17 protein-coding genes are annotated in these 13,573 nt (G+C 38.7%); 14 read left to right on the forward strand and 3 right to left on the reverse strand.

The annotated features are described in order from the left end of the window. The first annotated feature begins 60 nt into the window (after window positions 1-60). The gene (locus AB5642_RS06845) at window positions 61-348 is read left to right on the forward strand and encodes a hypothetical protein (protein WP_173719102.1); all 288 of its coding nucleotides are present in this window, start codon (window positions 61-63) and stop codon (window positions 346-348) included. 127 nt (window positions 349-475) lie between these two features. Here AB5642_RS06845 and AB5642_RS06850 read toward each other — a convergent pair whose 3' ends face one another. The 3 genes from AB5642_RS06850 to AB5642_RS06860 form a co-directional block, all read right to left on the reverse strand. After that, complete coding sequence (locus AB5642_RS06850) at window positions 476-988, reverse strand: transposase (RefSeq protein WP_368371508.1); 513 nt, start codon at window positions 986-988, stop codon at window positions 476-478. After that, window positions 933-1,223 carry a hypothetical protein gene (locus tag AB5642_RS06855; protein ID WP_368371509.1) on the reverse strand — a complete coding sequence of 97 codons (291 nt, stop codon included), beginning with the start codon at window positions 1,221-1,223 and terminating at the stop codon, window positions 933-935. Before AB5642_RS06855 ends, AB5642_RS06850 begins: the two co-directional genes overlap by 56 nt. A gap of 69 nt (window positions 1,224-1,292) precedes the next feature. Next, a complete protein-coding gene (locus tag AB5642_RS06860) occupies window positions 1,293-1,691 on the reverse strand; it encodes a transposase (protein WP_195392283.1) in 399 nt (132 codons plus the stop codon). Window positions 1,692-2,182: 491 nt separating this feature from the next. Here AB5642_RS06860 and AB5642_RS06865 point away from each other — a divergent pair, with 491 nt between their 5' ends. From AB5642_RS06865 to AB5642_RS06925, 13 genes are all read left to right on the forward strand, one after another. Continuing rightward, window positions 2,183-2,848, forward strand: coding sequence for a response regulator transcription factor (locus tag AB5642_RS06865; RefSeq protein WP_173717240.1), 666 nt, complete (start codon window positions 2,183-2,185; stop codon window positions 2,846-2,848). A gap of 167 nt (window positions 2,849-3,015) precedes the next feature. Further along, window positions 3,016-4,269, forward strand: coding sequence for a cell wall metabolism sensor histidine kinase WalK (locus AB5642_RS06870; RefSeq protein WP_226815839.1), 1,254 nt, complete (start codon window positions 3,016-3,018; stop codon window positions 4,267-4,269). Between the two features lie 99 nt (window positions 4,270-4,368). Continuing rightward, window positions 4,369-5,883 (forward strand): DUF6034 family protein, encoded by a 1,515-nt coding sequence (locus AB5642_RS06875; RefSeq protein WP_173719101.1) that lies wholly within the window; start codon window positions 4,369-4,371, stop codon window positions 5,881-5,883. A gap of 1 nt (window position 5,884) precedes the next feature. Continuing rightward, complete coding sequence (locus AB5642_RS06880) at window positions 5,885-6,775, forward strand: hypothetical protein (protein WP_173717237.1); 891 nt, start codon at window positions 5,885-5,887, stop codon at window positions 6,773-6,775. An 18-nt stretch (window positions 6,776-6,793) separates the two neighbouring features. Then, window positions 6,794-7,522, forward strand: a complete 729-nt coding sequence (locus AB5642_RS06885; protein ID WP_226815837.1) for an ABC transporter permease — start codon at window positions 6,794-6,796, stop codon at window positions 7,520-7,522. Further along, window positions 7,500-8,171 (forward strand): ATP-binding cassette domain-containing protein, encoded by a 672-nt coding sequence (locus AB5642_RS06890; protein WP_173717236.1) that lies wholly within the window; start codon window positions 7,500-7,502, stop codon window positions 8,169-8,171. The genes AB5642_RS06885 and AB5642_RS06890 overlap by 23 nt, the downstream gene beginning before the upstream one ends. 2 nt (window positions 8,172-8,173) lie before the next feature. Further along, the gene (locus AB5642_RS06895; protein WP_173717235.1) at window positions 8,174-9,499 is read left to right on the forward strand and encodes a hypothetical protein; all 1,326 of its coding nucleotides are present in this window, start codon (window positions 8,174-8,176) and stop codon (window positions 9,497-9,499) included. Between the two features lie 155 nt (window positions 9,500-9,654). Next, window positions 9,655-10,197, forward strand: a complete 543-nt coding sequence (locus tag AB5642_RS06900; RefSeq protein WP_237925597.1) for a hypothetical protein — start codon at window positions 9,655-9,657, stop codon at window positions 10,195-10,197. Window positions 10,198-10,766: 569 nt separating this feature from the next. Continuing rightward, window positions 10,767-11,615, forward strand: a complete 849-nt coding sequence (locus AB5642_RS06905) for a DegV family protein (protein ID WP_173719100.1) — start codon at window positions 10,767-10,769, stop codon at window positions 11,613-11,615. A gap of 146 nt (window positions 11,616-11,761) precedes the next feature. Continuing rightward, window positions 11,762-12,001: a hypothetical protein gene (locus tag AB5642_RS06910; RefSeq protein WP_117854469.1), complete on the forward strand. Its 240-nt coding sequence runs from the start codon at window positions 11,762-11,764 to the stop codon at window positions 11,999-12,001. 46 nt (window positions 12,002-12,047) lie between these two features. Continuing rightward, complete coding sequence (locus AB5642_RS06915; RefSeq protein ID WP_173719099.1) at window positions 12,048-12,449, forward strand: mannose-1-phosphate guanylyltransferase; 402 nt, start codon at window positions 12,048-12,050, stop codon at window positions 12,447-12,449. A 32-nt stretch (window positions 12,450-12,481) separates the two neighbouring features. Further along, window positions 12,482-13,276 (forward strand): RNA polymerase sigma factor, encoded by a 795-nt coding sequence (locus AB5642_RS06920; RefSeq protein WP_226815834.1) that lies wholly within the window; start codon window positions 12,482-12,484, stop codon window positions 13,274-13,276. 33 nt (window positions 13,277-13,309) lie between these two features. Continuing rightward, window positions 13,310-13,531 (forward strand): hypothetical protein, encoded by a 222-nt coding sequence (locus tag AB5642_RS06925; RefSeq protein WP_148462679.1) that lies wholly within the window; start codon window positions 13,310-13,312, stop codon window positions 13,529-13,531. The last annotated feature ends 42 nt before the right edge of the window (window positions 13,532-13,573 follow it).

Here is a 13,573-nt window from a genome sequence, read left to right on the forward strand (position 1 = left end):
TGGACACAACAAGCCAAAGGGATTACTTGAAATGTTAATTACCGCTAGGGAAAATAATATATGGGCGCCACGCCAGAAGAAAAAAAGAAGCGGTTACATGAAGATTTTGATATTGCCATGACAGAAGAATTCGAGAGTGAGGTGAGAGACATGTGTAATCTAAGTAGAGCTCTTGTAGACCAGGGAATTGAACAAGGAATGAAACAGGGAGTTGAAAAAGAAAAAATGTCCCTGGCCCAGATGATGATCGAGGAAAAGGAACCTGTCGATAAGATTTCAAAATATACAGGCTATGCTATCGACAAGTTAAAGGAAATTGCAGCGGCAATGGGACAGACACTTGTGTAACATATGATTTTATAGGAAGAGGCTGTCCTGAAAACGTAGTTCAGCGATAACCTATAAACAAGCATTCTAAATAAGCTCGCCTTTTGGCGGGCTTATTTCCTTCTCTTAATTATACAGTTAAAGAGATTCATTTCGGCTGAATCATTACATTTACCCCTAACTTTTCTAATGTACGAATATTCCTATTGATTATCTTTTCTTGATTGATAACGGAGTAGTAGTCCGCTCCAAGGTCATGATAAGGAACTTTCTCTTTTAGTATATGATAAATCGCGATTAACATGGTATGGGCTACTGCAATTAAAGCTCTTTTCCCACCTCTGCGCGCGGCAATTCTTTGATAACGGGAGTAGAGATAACTTTGCTTGTTTCGTATTCCAGCACGAGCACATTCCACCAACGTTGCTTTCAAATATTTATTTCCTTTCCGTATTCGTGTACTCATCTTTTTTCCGGCGCTTTCCTTACACTCAGGCACAAGCCCCGCCCATGAGCTGAAACGGGATTCATTTTGAAAGTGCTCCATTTCCACACCAGTTTCCGCTAAAATTCGTTCTGCACTTTTTCTTCCAATCCCAGGCATATCATCCAAAGCTTTGATTGCCCAATTTATGGATTCTGTTTTTTTTAATATCTGCATCTAAATCCATAATTAAAGCGGTCAGGCTTTCAATATGCCCAAGTTGATGTTTCAACATTTTTTGCTGATGTTCTGATATCCGTCCTTGTAGGGATTTCTGCATTTCTGGAATTTTATCTCTGGCTCTTCCTTCGGCAAGTTCACTTAAAACAACCGGATCTGTTTCTCCAGATACAATTGCCTTTAAAATTGTCATACCGTTTTTTCCGCTGATATCGGTAATTACACTGCTCAATTTAACATTGCAGCCTTCTAACACAGCCTGGATTCGATTTAATTCACGAGCACGTTCTTCAATTACCTCCTAGCGGTAACGGGTTATTTCTCGCAGTTCTCTTTGATCCCTATTTGGTATGTAACTTGCTTTTACTAATCCATGGCGTACCAGATCGGCAATCCACTCTGCATCTTTTACATCCGTCTTACGTCCGGGAACTCCTTTGATATGCTGCGCATTCACAACCATGATCGGTATCTGTTCTTCTTCAAATATATTATATACAGGTTTCCAATAAGAGCCCGTACTTTCCATGGCAACCATCTCACAATCTGTTTCTTTCAGCCACGAAACTAATTGGAGAATATCTTCCGTTATTGTTGAAAACTGACGGATTTCTTTTTTTCTGACACTCGTAAAAATACAGGCTACCATCATATTTTTATGAATGTCAATCCCACAACACCGCTTATACAATACTTCCATAAAGCAAACCTCCTTCGCATAAGCCGATGCAGCTCCTTGCTTAATTGTTGGCTGTCCTGCGTCCTCATCAAAACCCGATGGAAACAAAAAGTGGTACACCTAAGGAGCTGAAAATCAGTCTGTCGGACGGGCTTGTAAGCACCAATCCCCTTCCGATCTTATTCGGCACCTTAAGTATACCACTACATAACGTATAGCTAGTATCCAGTTTTCATTTATTGTGGTGAGATTTTCTCATGATTGTCTGTCGGGAAATAGACAGTTCTAAGAGAGGGAGGGTGTGACTCATATAAACACAATTAACAAAATGAAATCAAAAATGTAGTGGGATTTGAGGAATCAAAACGACTTCCAGATGGATCGTTCTTGATTCCTTTTTCTTTACAAATCGGTTACGTTCGCAGTACTGAAATTAGTGTATAATTGTAATAGTAAAAATCACGCACAATAAAGAAATAATCGGGTTTGTGTAAAATGAAAGGAACATTATTATGAAAGCAAGAATACTGGTGATAGAAGATGAAATGGCAATCAATGATCTGCTTTGTATGAATCTGGAAGCTGCTGGCTATGAAACAGTAGGTTATCTGGATGGAAATGATGCAAGTGAAGGCGTCGCACAGGACCATGAATTTCAGTGCGCACTTGTGGATATTATGCTTCCGGGAAAGGATGGTTATACCCTTTTACCGGAATTAAAAAAGTTTGGTATTCCGGTTATATTTCTTACGGCAAAGGCTGATGTTACAAGTAAAGTAAAAGGGTTAAAAGACGGAGCCGAGGACTATATAGTAAAGCCTTTTGAAATGCTGGAGGTAATGGTGCGTTTGGAAAAAGTATTAGATCGTTATGGAACGGCACCGAAACAGATTCAGATAGACGATGTCATAATTGATACCGTAAGTCACATAGTTACGAAAAATGGAGAAGAAATATATTTAAAACCTATGGAATATAACTGCCTTATGGTGTTCGTAAAAAACCCAAATAAAGCACTTACCAGAAGCCAGATCTTGCAGGAACTGTGGAAGGAGGAATTCTGCGGAGAAACAAGAACTGTGGATGCACACGTTGGACGCATCAGAAAAAAACTAAGCTGGCAGGATAAAATCAAAACCATTCCCAGAATTGGTTATCGACTTGAGGTGGATTTATGAAGCTATTTACAAAAATTTTTTTACAGGTAATCTGCATGGTGCTTCTGCTGTCATCTGGAATTTTTTTCTATACAACTTACAGGTGGAAAAATCAGAGCATACAGAATATCAACAGTTATGAAAATAGCAGGTTTCAAACAAATATTTCTAAGTTTGAAAACATGCTAATGCGGATTAAAAGTAAAACACAGGACTCTGATGATAAAATCCGGGAAAAAATGATTATTTATACTTTTCGTCAGGTATTCCACGACAGTGCCGTTTTATATCAGGATGGAAAAGAACAATATAATGGGACAAAATATGAGTTTGATCTGCAAAATATCAGAAACCTAACAAAAAACAAACACGATGGATTCGAAAATGACAGCTATTGTGATAAACCACTGATCAGCAAAACAAATGGCAACGTATTTTTGCTCTTTTATTTTTCCAGCTACAGTTCTACAGACATGAACTATCAGATTGTCACCTACAAAGATATTACCAGTGTACAAAAACAGAGTCAGACACTGTTTTATCAGGCAGGAGGGTTTACCCTGTTTCTGGTTCTGTTTGTTGGCTTTTTCCTGTTTTTGACTTTGCGGAAAATTATGGAACCGCTCACAAGGCTAAAAGAAGCGGCTGTTTCTGTGGCAAATGGAAATTATGAGATAAAAGTGCCATCAGAAGGAAAAACGGAACTGGCACAGGTTGGGAAAAGCTTTAATCTTATGACAGGTAAAGTAAGGGAGCAGATTGAAAAGCTTTCTTCCGTAAACCAGGCACAGAGACAGCTGCTTGGAAGTTTGGCCCATGAATTAAAGACCCCAATGACCGCAATCATAGGATATGCAGATACACTTCTAACGGTACGCCTATCTCCCAAGAGGCAGGAGATAGCGCTTGATTATATTAGAAATGAATGCCGAAGGCTTTCCAGACTTTCTGTGAAAATGCTGGAACTTACCGGATTATATGAAACAGGTGAAACAGAATTTGTTCCAGTGGAAGTTCAGATGAATCAATTTCTGGAAGATGTAAAAAAACTTGTTATTTACAGGCTTCAGGAGAGAAATATTTGTCTTGAGATTCATTGTAATCCAGAGAATCTTAGAAAAACATTTGATCCGGACCTTATGATGAGTGCAGTGACAAATTTTATTGATAATGCAGTCAAGGCTTCCGATGAGAATTCAAAAATCGTACTGGAGGCAACCCAAAATCATTTATCCGTTCAGGATTATGGGAAGGGAATTCCAGAAGAAGATCTGAAAAGAGTAACAGAAGCTTTTTATATGGTCGATAAATCACGTTCCAGAGTAAAGGGAAGTGTTGGGCTTGGTCTTGCGCTATGCCAGAAAATTGCAGATATACATGGATTTCAGCTGGAAATTACAAGTCATCTGGGAAAAGGAACGATCGTATCTGTTTTATGGTAAATAATTGGAATTTACAGAACAGTTACAACTTGCGGAAGATTTGGTGTAATGAAAGATGCTATACTTGTGGACATAAACAGGAAGGAGAATTTATTCAACATGAGAAAAAACATAAATAAAATTGTAGGATTAACACTTTGTATAGGAATGCTCACTGGATGTGCCCATACCCCGGAATCTTCCCTTGTAAAACCAAAAGGAAGCAAGGCAGAAGATGCTTATACAGAAGCTGAAGGCGTAGATATGGTGAAGGAGGACTCTTCTGAAAATACAAAGGATAAGAACACAGCGGTAAGAACAACTATTCGAGACCTGCTCAATGCTCCGGAAACTTATAAAAGTCAGACTACAGATGACAGTGCAAAACTTGTAGTGAACACGGATGCCACCGTAGAAATACCGGATGTAGAAAAGATATCCGCAATTTCTGTCACGCCTGCAGAAGTTACACAGGATCTTCTTGACCGTATTACAGATGCCTTTTTCTCAGAGGCAAAGCTGTATACATCGGATAGCTATTATACCCAGACAAAGGATGAAATCAAAAAAACGTTGGATGAACTAAAAGAAGATGTAGCAAACGGAAATCTGGATCCCTATAACTATGGAACAGATGAAGATGGAAATTATATTTATGACATTTATGGAGAAATTGAGATGTATGAGCAGGAATATGAGTCTGCTCCGGAAACGAAGACTCTGGTAGAAGGAAGACCTGTTGCAGGCTCCCATGAGACAGAAAATGGTACTGCGGAAAATGACTTCTCCGGTGTTGCACAGATGCCGGATAGATCGGAATATTTTTACAAGACATCTTCCTACGGATCCGATACCTTATCTGTCAAAATCCGAAAAACGGCAAAATCTGGCGGGGAAAAGCTGCCTGCGGACACGATCTGGTCTGAGTATACTTCTTTCAGTGAAGGAGAAAAACCTACTGAGGAGTCCATTGGGATTTCATTAGATGAAGCAAAAAAAATGGTACAGGAAAAAGTAGATAAAATGGGGATTACAGATCTGCAGTTTTCAGACTGGAGTTATGCATTGTGCAATAGTCTTGAAGAGGATAATAGTTTAAGTAATCTTGGAAGCGGATATGCGATTTATTACACACGTACTATAAACGGTATTCCGATTACTCAGACAATGGCAGATGGCGGTGCTTTGGAAGATATGGACAGCACTATGGAGACCTGGTCTTATGAAAGTCTTTATTTCTTTGTCGATAAAGATGGAATTGAAAGCATGTCTTATTCAAACCCTTATACCATAGGAGAGACAAAAACAGAAAATTTAAACCTTCTTCCATTTTCTGAGATTATGAAAACATATGAAAAAATGATGGTAGTAACCAATGCAGATAATATGGAATATGAAAAATCAAGAGTTTATGACATTGACCGGATTGTTCTGGGCTATGCCAGAATTTATGAACCATCCACAGATCCGCATACAGGTCTTCTGGTTCCCGTTTGGGATTTCTTTGGAAGCAGAAAAGTGGAAGGTGACTATGATGGGAATAGTTACTCGGACATCACAGACTATCCAAGCTGGAGCTTCCTTACCATTAACGCCGTGGATGGCAGTATTATAGACAGGGATCTGGGCTACTGATATGAAGCAGGTACTTGGAATTGTACATTACAATTTCTTTGGCTATTTTCGAAATCCAAAAGTCATTTTTACCTTCCTTCTGGAATTTGTACTTAGCTTTCTTCTCACTGGAAGAATCATGGTTGTTATGGAAAACTATGATACACCGGTACAGGCCGTAGAGCCATTTCTTTGGACCTTTGGGGATGGAACAGCAGTACTGCTCAGTTCTCTTCTGTTGCTTCTGCTGTTCTCAGACCTGCCAAAGATGACACCAGTTACTCCATATCAGTTAATTCGAACAACAAAGAAAAAATGGCTTTTGGGACAGTTTATTTATATTATTCTTGTGACTGCTCTTTATACAGTATTGATGCTGCTATTTACATCTGTACTGTGTATGAAGGACAGTTATCCGGGCAACCTGTGGAGCGAGACTGCTGCCATGCTCGGATATTCTGAACTGGGGAAAAACTTGCAGGTCCCCTCTACAGTAAGAGTCATGGAGAGTATCTCTCCGTATGGCTGTATGCTGCAGGTTTTTCTCCTGTTATTCTGCTATTCCCTGACACTTGGTTTTGTGATCCTTGTTGGAAATCTTTATAAAGGAAAAACAAAAGGCATGGTGTTTGGACTACTTTATAGTGTATTTGGATTTTTACTGGAACCCAGTGTGGTAGCCGCAATTTTGCATAAGGAAAAATATGAAATGTATCAAGTGAATGTACTGATCTGCTGGATCAGTCCTTTGAACCAGGCTGTATATGGAAAACATAACTTTGGCTATGATCTATTACTTCCGACCATCTGGCAGTCCTGTATGTTCTTCGCAGGTATTTTATTTGTTCTTATGGTTCTGGCACTTCGCAGGATGAAAAAATATCCCTTTGAATTTCTGGGAGAAAAAACATAATCAGAAGGGGAAATATCTATGCGGGTAGAAACAAAACGTATGCTTCTTGGCAGGAGTTTCCTGGCGGCATGGCTGATTGCCTGCTTTTCTATCGCAGCAGGTCAGACTTATCCAAGTTTGAAAAAAGCATTAACATGTGGAACTTTTATCAGCCTGCTGGATGGTTCATTGAAAAGTCAGATGGTATCTTTTGCCATCCCTGTAGCTGCAGTACTGCCGTGGAGTGATTCTTTTTTACAGGAGTATAAAAGTGGATTTTTAAAAGCTGCATTTCCCAGGACAAACCGCAGGCTATATGTGGAAGGAAAAGTCTTTTCTGTTATGACATCTGGATTTTTAGTCTGGATATTTGCTATAAGCACCATACTTCTTGTTAATTTTGTTATATTTTATCCTATGGAAATAAAAGGCAGCTTTCCAAAGGAACAGTTTCTGGAGCTGCTTATGAAAGCTCTTAGGATGGGACTGATCGGAAGTATTCTAAGCACTTTTGGTGGAATCTGTGGTACCTTATGGAATTCAGCTTATATGGCATATGGGATTCCTTTTGTCAGCTATTATTTTGGAATTATACTTCATGACCGCTATTTCAAAGACCAGATCTGGTTTTACCCAGTGGAATGGATTCTGGCAGATGGAAACTGGGGAACGGATAAAGCGGGATTGTGGTTATTTCTGCTATTATTTTTATTGGTGTTAATGGGAATTTTTGGAGGTGTTTTAAATGGAAAAGTGGAAGAAATCTGAATTTCAAAATACCTGTGTGAAAATAGAACACGTAACCAAAAGGTTCGGGGAAGATCTGGTATTAAAAGAAGTAAATCTTACCTTAAAGGTGGGACAGGTTTACGGCGTTGTAGGAAATAATGGCTCTGGCAAAACAGTACTTATGAAATGTATCTGCGGATTCCTTCCTGTTACCACAGGCACCATCCGTGTTTTCGGAAAAGAAATTGGTCGTGATGTAGATTTTCCAGAAAGCCTTGGTGTCATCATTGAGACGCCTGGATTTCTTACCCAGTATACCGGTGTAAAGAACCTGGAAATACTGGCAGATATGAAAAGAATGATTTCAAAGGCAGATATCCGCCTGATCCTAAAAAAAGTAGGACTGGATCCGGATATGAAAAAGCCGGTTGGAAAGTACTCTCTTGGAATGCGGCAACGCCTTGGGATTGCACAGGCCATTATGGAAGATCCTCGCTTCCTGATTCTGGATGAACCATTTAACGGTCTGGATAAACACGGCGTGGCAGAGATCAGGGAACTTTTGCTTGTTTTAAAGGCAGCTGGAAAAACCATTTTATTGGCAAGCCATAATGATGAGGATATCCGGATTTTATGTGATCACGTATATGAGATGGATGGCGGAGTTTTAAGAGAAAGGACAGCCTGAAAATGGGAAAAAAATTTGTGAAAACCACATTCGCAATATTAAGTTTCATGATGCTTCTGCCGACATCTGTTTTTGCAGAAGATGCAGGGAATATGGAAGCTGCTTTTGTGGGAGAGTCTGTTCTGGAAGCAGATCAGTCAGCTTCTTATAGTGATGCAGACAGTACATTGCCTTTTGAAGAGGAAAAAAACAATCCTACAGATGAGAAGATTCCGGAAACTGAGGAACAGACTCCTGAAAAAACGGATTCGGAAAATCAAAATTCTGACCTGGATGGATTTATATCAGGAGACGCTTCTGCTGAGGACGAAAAGAAGACAATCCATGTCATAATAGAAAATGGAAATACTGATACAGATAATGGAACACAGATCACAGATCCTGTTATAGATAGTGGGGATTATTCTGCTGGAGAGTATAGTGGAGGCGGTTCTTCTGCCAGCTCGTCTGGTGAGAAAATACTACATAAACCGCAGGTTCTTTTAGAGGATAACAATCTTTCCGGACAAAATCTAAAAGCAGGCTCTGTCACAGAAATGTCACTGACATTCCGGAATAAAAGCCGTAGCCAGAATGTATTTGGTCTAAAGATTTCTATTTCTGCGGATACAAAGGGAATTGAATTTGAGAGAAACTCTTTTTATGTTCAGAGACTGACTCCAGGAGAAGCAATTACCCTGAAGCAAAAGGTCACTATAGCAGAGGACTGTACTCCAGGTCAGGCAACCGTTTCTTTTTCTCTGGATTACGAAGATTCAAAAGCGACGGGAGCTACAGGTACAGAAACGCTGTCCTTTCAGATCACTCAGCCGGCGCGTGCAAAACTGGAAGCTTCTGATATTCCTTCCGTTTTATATACCATGGATACGGTAGAAATTCCGGTGAAAGCAATGAATCTTGGAAGGGATAAGATATATAATGCAAGTGTCCGGCTGGAAGCAGACGGATTGAACCCAAAAGAGTCCGCTTTTTTAGGAACATTAGAAGCTGGAACCGCAGTACAGGGAAGTCTCCGTGTGTATGTAAAAGGAAAATCAGAAGAAGATGACGGTTCTTTTCCTGGCAGGATTACCGGAAAACTGATTCTTACTTATGAGGATGCAGCCGGCAATTCCTATGAGGAAAGTACAGAGTTTGAGTCTGAGATTAAAGAAGCTAAAATCCAGTCTTTAAAAATAGAGGATGACCAGGAAGAAACAAACAACTGGTGGTATTCCGTTATTGCAGTTATTGCAGTACTGCTTGTTTCTGTGATTCTACTTCTTTTGGGTAAGCTTCATAAGAAAAACATACTTCTGGAAGAAACCAGAAAGGTGGATGCCCATTGAAAAAGAATAGAATAGATAGTTTTACCTGTTTTGTAGGTTTTCTTCTGATATTGGCATTATTTTTCTCTATAAAGCTTTTTGCAGGAATACAGGATGGGAAAAAACAATACTTGGCACTGGTTTCCCTTGGAGACCTTACTTATGATGATGATTTTTTGAAAAAGGCAAAAAAAATAGAAGGGATAAAAGAGATATGGCCCGTTGTGGAAATTCCAGTAACCATCAAGATTGAAGATTATACGGAAACAGCCACCTTTTTAGGAATAGATCTGAATGCGTTTGGAGAAAATCCAGAGCAGAATGATTTAGGAAATACACCGGTGTTGTTGCTTGGAAGTAAAGCATTGCAAAACATGAAAGACTCAAATAATCATTCCATTTCAAAAAAACAACAGGAAAAATTCCTGCAAATGGGAGAAAATCTAACCATTTCTTATGCACTTGCTGGAAATACAAAAGAGCTTTCTGGCGCGGCAGATCATCTAGTATCCTTGACTGGGCACGAAGAAAATGAACAGCAAACTGTTTATCTTCCATGTAAAGTAACTGCCGTAACGGAAAATGAAGATATCTATATTCCTTTATCACAGGCGCAGGAGCTTTGCAGTGAGATGGGTGAGCCGCTTAAAATTACAAAAATTTATTTGAAAGTGAATGGAAAAATGAATCTGGAGAAGGCAAAAAAAATATTTGAATAAGGTATTTTTGGAAAATTAATTGTATCAATCTATGGTATTCATTTGACTAACTATTGTATTTTGTGCATGTTTTATGTAATTTTATCCATGTACTTATTTAAAAGAAAAGTATATACTTTATTCTTGTAAATAAAAGTATTTTATTCCCCTAAGGCTTGTTCCATTGTCTGCATGACAGGCAATGGAGGCCTTCTTCCAACGTATTAATCATAATAAATTGGTATTTTTGTAAATTGTACCATATAATGGAAAACTGTTAGATTGTGATCTTTTAGATACAATTTAGCAGTTTTTTATATGATGGAAATCCAATACAAAAAACCACTTTTTCATGCTATACTTCATTTATGAATTATAGCAAGAGCAACACCAATAAAAAGGTCTGGGCAGGTTTCCGTTTTGGGAAAGAATGTAATTTATAGTAAATGAGTAGAAATTGCGATTGTTTTTTGGTACAATATATTGATTAGTAGTGAAATAGCTGGCGGGATTTATGCGTAAGAGTGAAACTTTTATCCTGCCTTAGCCGAAGATATCCCAGACTTTGTTCGGGAAAAGGGTGTGAATATATGGTAAAAATTATTTCAGACAGTACCTGCGACCTTTCACAGGAATTATTGCGAAAATATGAGATTGACATTCTTCCGCTTCATATTCTTCTGGGTGATAAAGAATATGAAGATGGAAAAAACATTACTCCGGATCAGATCTATGCCTGGTCTGATGCAAACAAGACAACACCTAAAACTTCTGCACCTGCCCTGGCAGATGCCATGGAGCTTTTTCGCCCCTATGCAGAGGCTGGAAGGGAAATTGTCTGCTTTTCTATTTCAGCAGGTATGTCCACTTCTGGAAATGTGATGCGCCTTGCTGCTGAAGAACTGGGGGCTTCTGACCGAATAAAAGTAATCGATTCTGCAAACCTTTCTACCGGTATCGGCCTTCTTGTAGTAGAAGCTGCAATTATGGCAAAGAATAACCGGACAGCTTCCCAGATTGTTTCTGAGATAGAGAAGTTAAAACCAAATGTGAGAGCAAGCTTTGTGGTAGATACCCTTACTTATTTATACCGTGGCGGACGCTGCAATGCAGTAGCGGTTATGGCCGGAGGTGTTTTAAAACTGCATCCCAGGATTGTAGTGGAGGATGGTGCAATGAATGCATCTAAGAAATACCGTGGAAAAATTGCTTCTGTTGTCATGAACTATGTAAAAGATATGGAAAAAGATTTAAAAAAAGCGAGACCTGAACGCGTATTTATAACACATTCTGGCTGTGAACAGGAAACTGTAGAAAAAGTGAGGGCTTATCTGAAAGAACTTGACATTTTTGATGAGATACTGGAAACCAGGGCTGGCGGTGTTGTATCAAGTCATTGCGGACCTGGTACGCTAGGTGTTTTGTATATTGCAAAATAAAGAATGCATTGCGATATCTGCTATATGCTTCATTACTATAAACCCGCAGTAACACGAATATATTTCGTATTTACAGAAGCACTGGAAGAAAATGGTATTCTGACTCAGAAATAATAAAAAACAGGACAGCAAAGGAGAACAAGCCTATGCCAACATTAACAATCATTATATCACTCATTATTTTAGCCGTTTACATTTTCTTACTGGTTGCTAATAAAAGTAATCCAAAAACAAATGGAATGCTGATGGTTGTACAGGGAGCTTTATGGACTGTGATCGCAGTAAGCAACTGGGCTGAGAATACGGTTGTAAACCGGAGTTGTTACATTATAGTAATTGTTTTATCGTTTATCTGTGGAATCCGGGAGCTTATTAAGCAGCATTAAAAAATGAGAATGGCTAAAACTGTTCCTTTAGGTGGAGATGTTAAAAATGATTCATGATTTAATGTACATTGAACTTAAAACGGGATATTCAGATGATGGTCCGGCATGGATCGGATATGTGAAAACTTCAAAGAGTAAGAAAACAATCTATTTTAATAACCATGCCTTTCAAAAATATAATGGCAATTATTCCAATTATATAGATATTGAGAATGGCGACGAATATTGGATTTCCGGGTTGAAGAAGAAAGAGAGTAATCGTCATTGGGATGGACATGGAAAAATCATGATTGACCGCAGAGCTGTTAATGAATATCTGTCTCTGATTGGAGAAAGGGAGCTACCGCTAAATTTGTTTGAAGTGACTGATATGGAAGATAGCTTCCCCATTGAAAGAGTAAATAGAGTATTGAACCAGAAGATTACAAGTACTGATAATTTTGAATAACCATAAGGGAACACTTCAGCTGACAAAAGGGAATGTCTAATGAGCTGTTCTCTTTTTGTTATGCTATGACTCAAAAAAATATAATTTTTTTGAGACGTCCGTCAAAAAAAGCCGACTTTATAATTGAGAACATTTTTGAGGAGGTGAACATCATAGACGATAAAAAAATAATAGAACTCTACTTTGAAAGGAATCAACAGGCAATTAAGAAAACAGATATAGAATATGGAAAGCTCTGTCACAAAATTGCCTATAATGTCCTGAATAACCGCCAGGATTCGGAAGAGTGTGTAAATGACACCTATTTAGGAGTATGGAACAGAATCCCACCTGCAAGGCCAGGCAATTTTAAATCTTATATTTCCACAATCGTCAGAAATATTTCCATCGATAAATTTAGAAAACTAAAAGCCCAAAAACGATCAGCCAATATGGTTATGGCATTGGATGAACTTGCAGATGTACTGCCGGATGAAAGGTATGCTCCGGGCAGGAATGATGAAGAGATTGGAAAATCGATCAGTATTTTTCTTTACAAACAAAAAGAAGAGATCCGGAGAGTGTTTCTTCTAAAATATTTTTATTTTGAATCTAACATAGCTATTGCAGAGAGATGTGGTTTTACTGAACGCAAAGCATTAATGTTTTTGCATTCTTTGTTGGTATGGTTGCAAGTTACTATTTGTATTCAAACTATATTGCAGGATTTTTTCCAAGAAGCTATGCGGTGGTTTGGTTTGGATTTACATCTGTTTCTCCATTATTGGCTTTTATCTGCTGGTATACAAAGGGGAAAGGAAAAGTGGCATTTATACTGTCAGCTCTGATTTTGGCAGTGTTGTTCAATATGTGCTTTCTATATGGATTCGGATATTTTAGTGCATGATACCTATTGCCGGATTGTTATTCGTCATGCGTCCTTTGACGCTGCCCGTATGCTGGTGGCAAGGTGGAAACGGGAAATCTCCCTTGAATATTTGACCGAAGAAAAGTTTGTCCCGCTAAGCACCACAGACGAGTATCGCACATCTGCAAAAGCACACGGTATCATCACAAGGGGAGACGACTGCTATCGGAGGTAATCATATGACAAATCAGAGTACAATAGATAAAGAGGTCAAGAA

Origin of the sequence: Ruminococcus sp. 1001136sp1_2201st1_G3_2201SCRN_220225 (genome assembly GCF_040924365.1) — a bacterium.
Taxonomy (GTDB): Bacteria; Bacillota; Clostridia; order Lachnospirales; family Lachnospiraceae; genus Blautia_A; species Blautia_A faecis.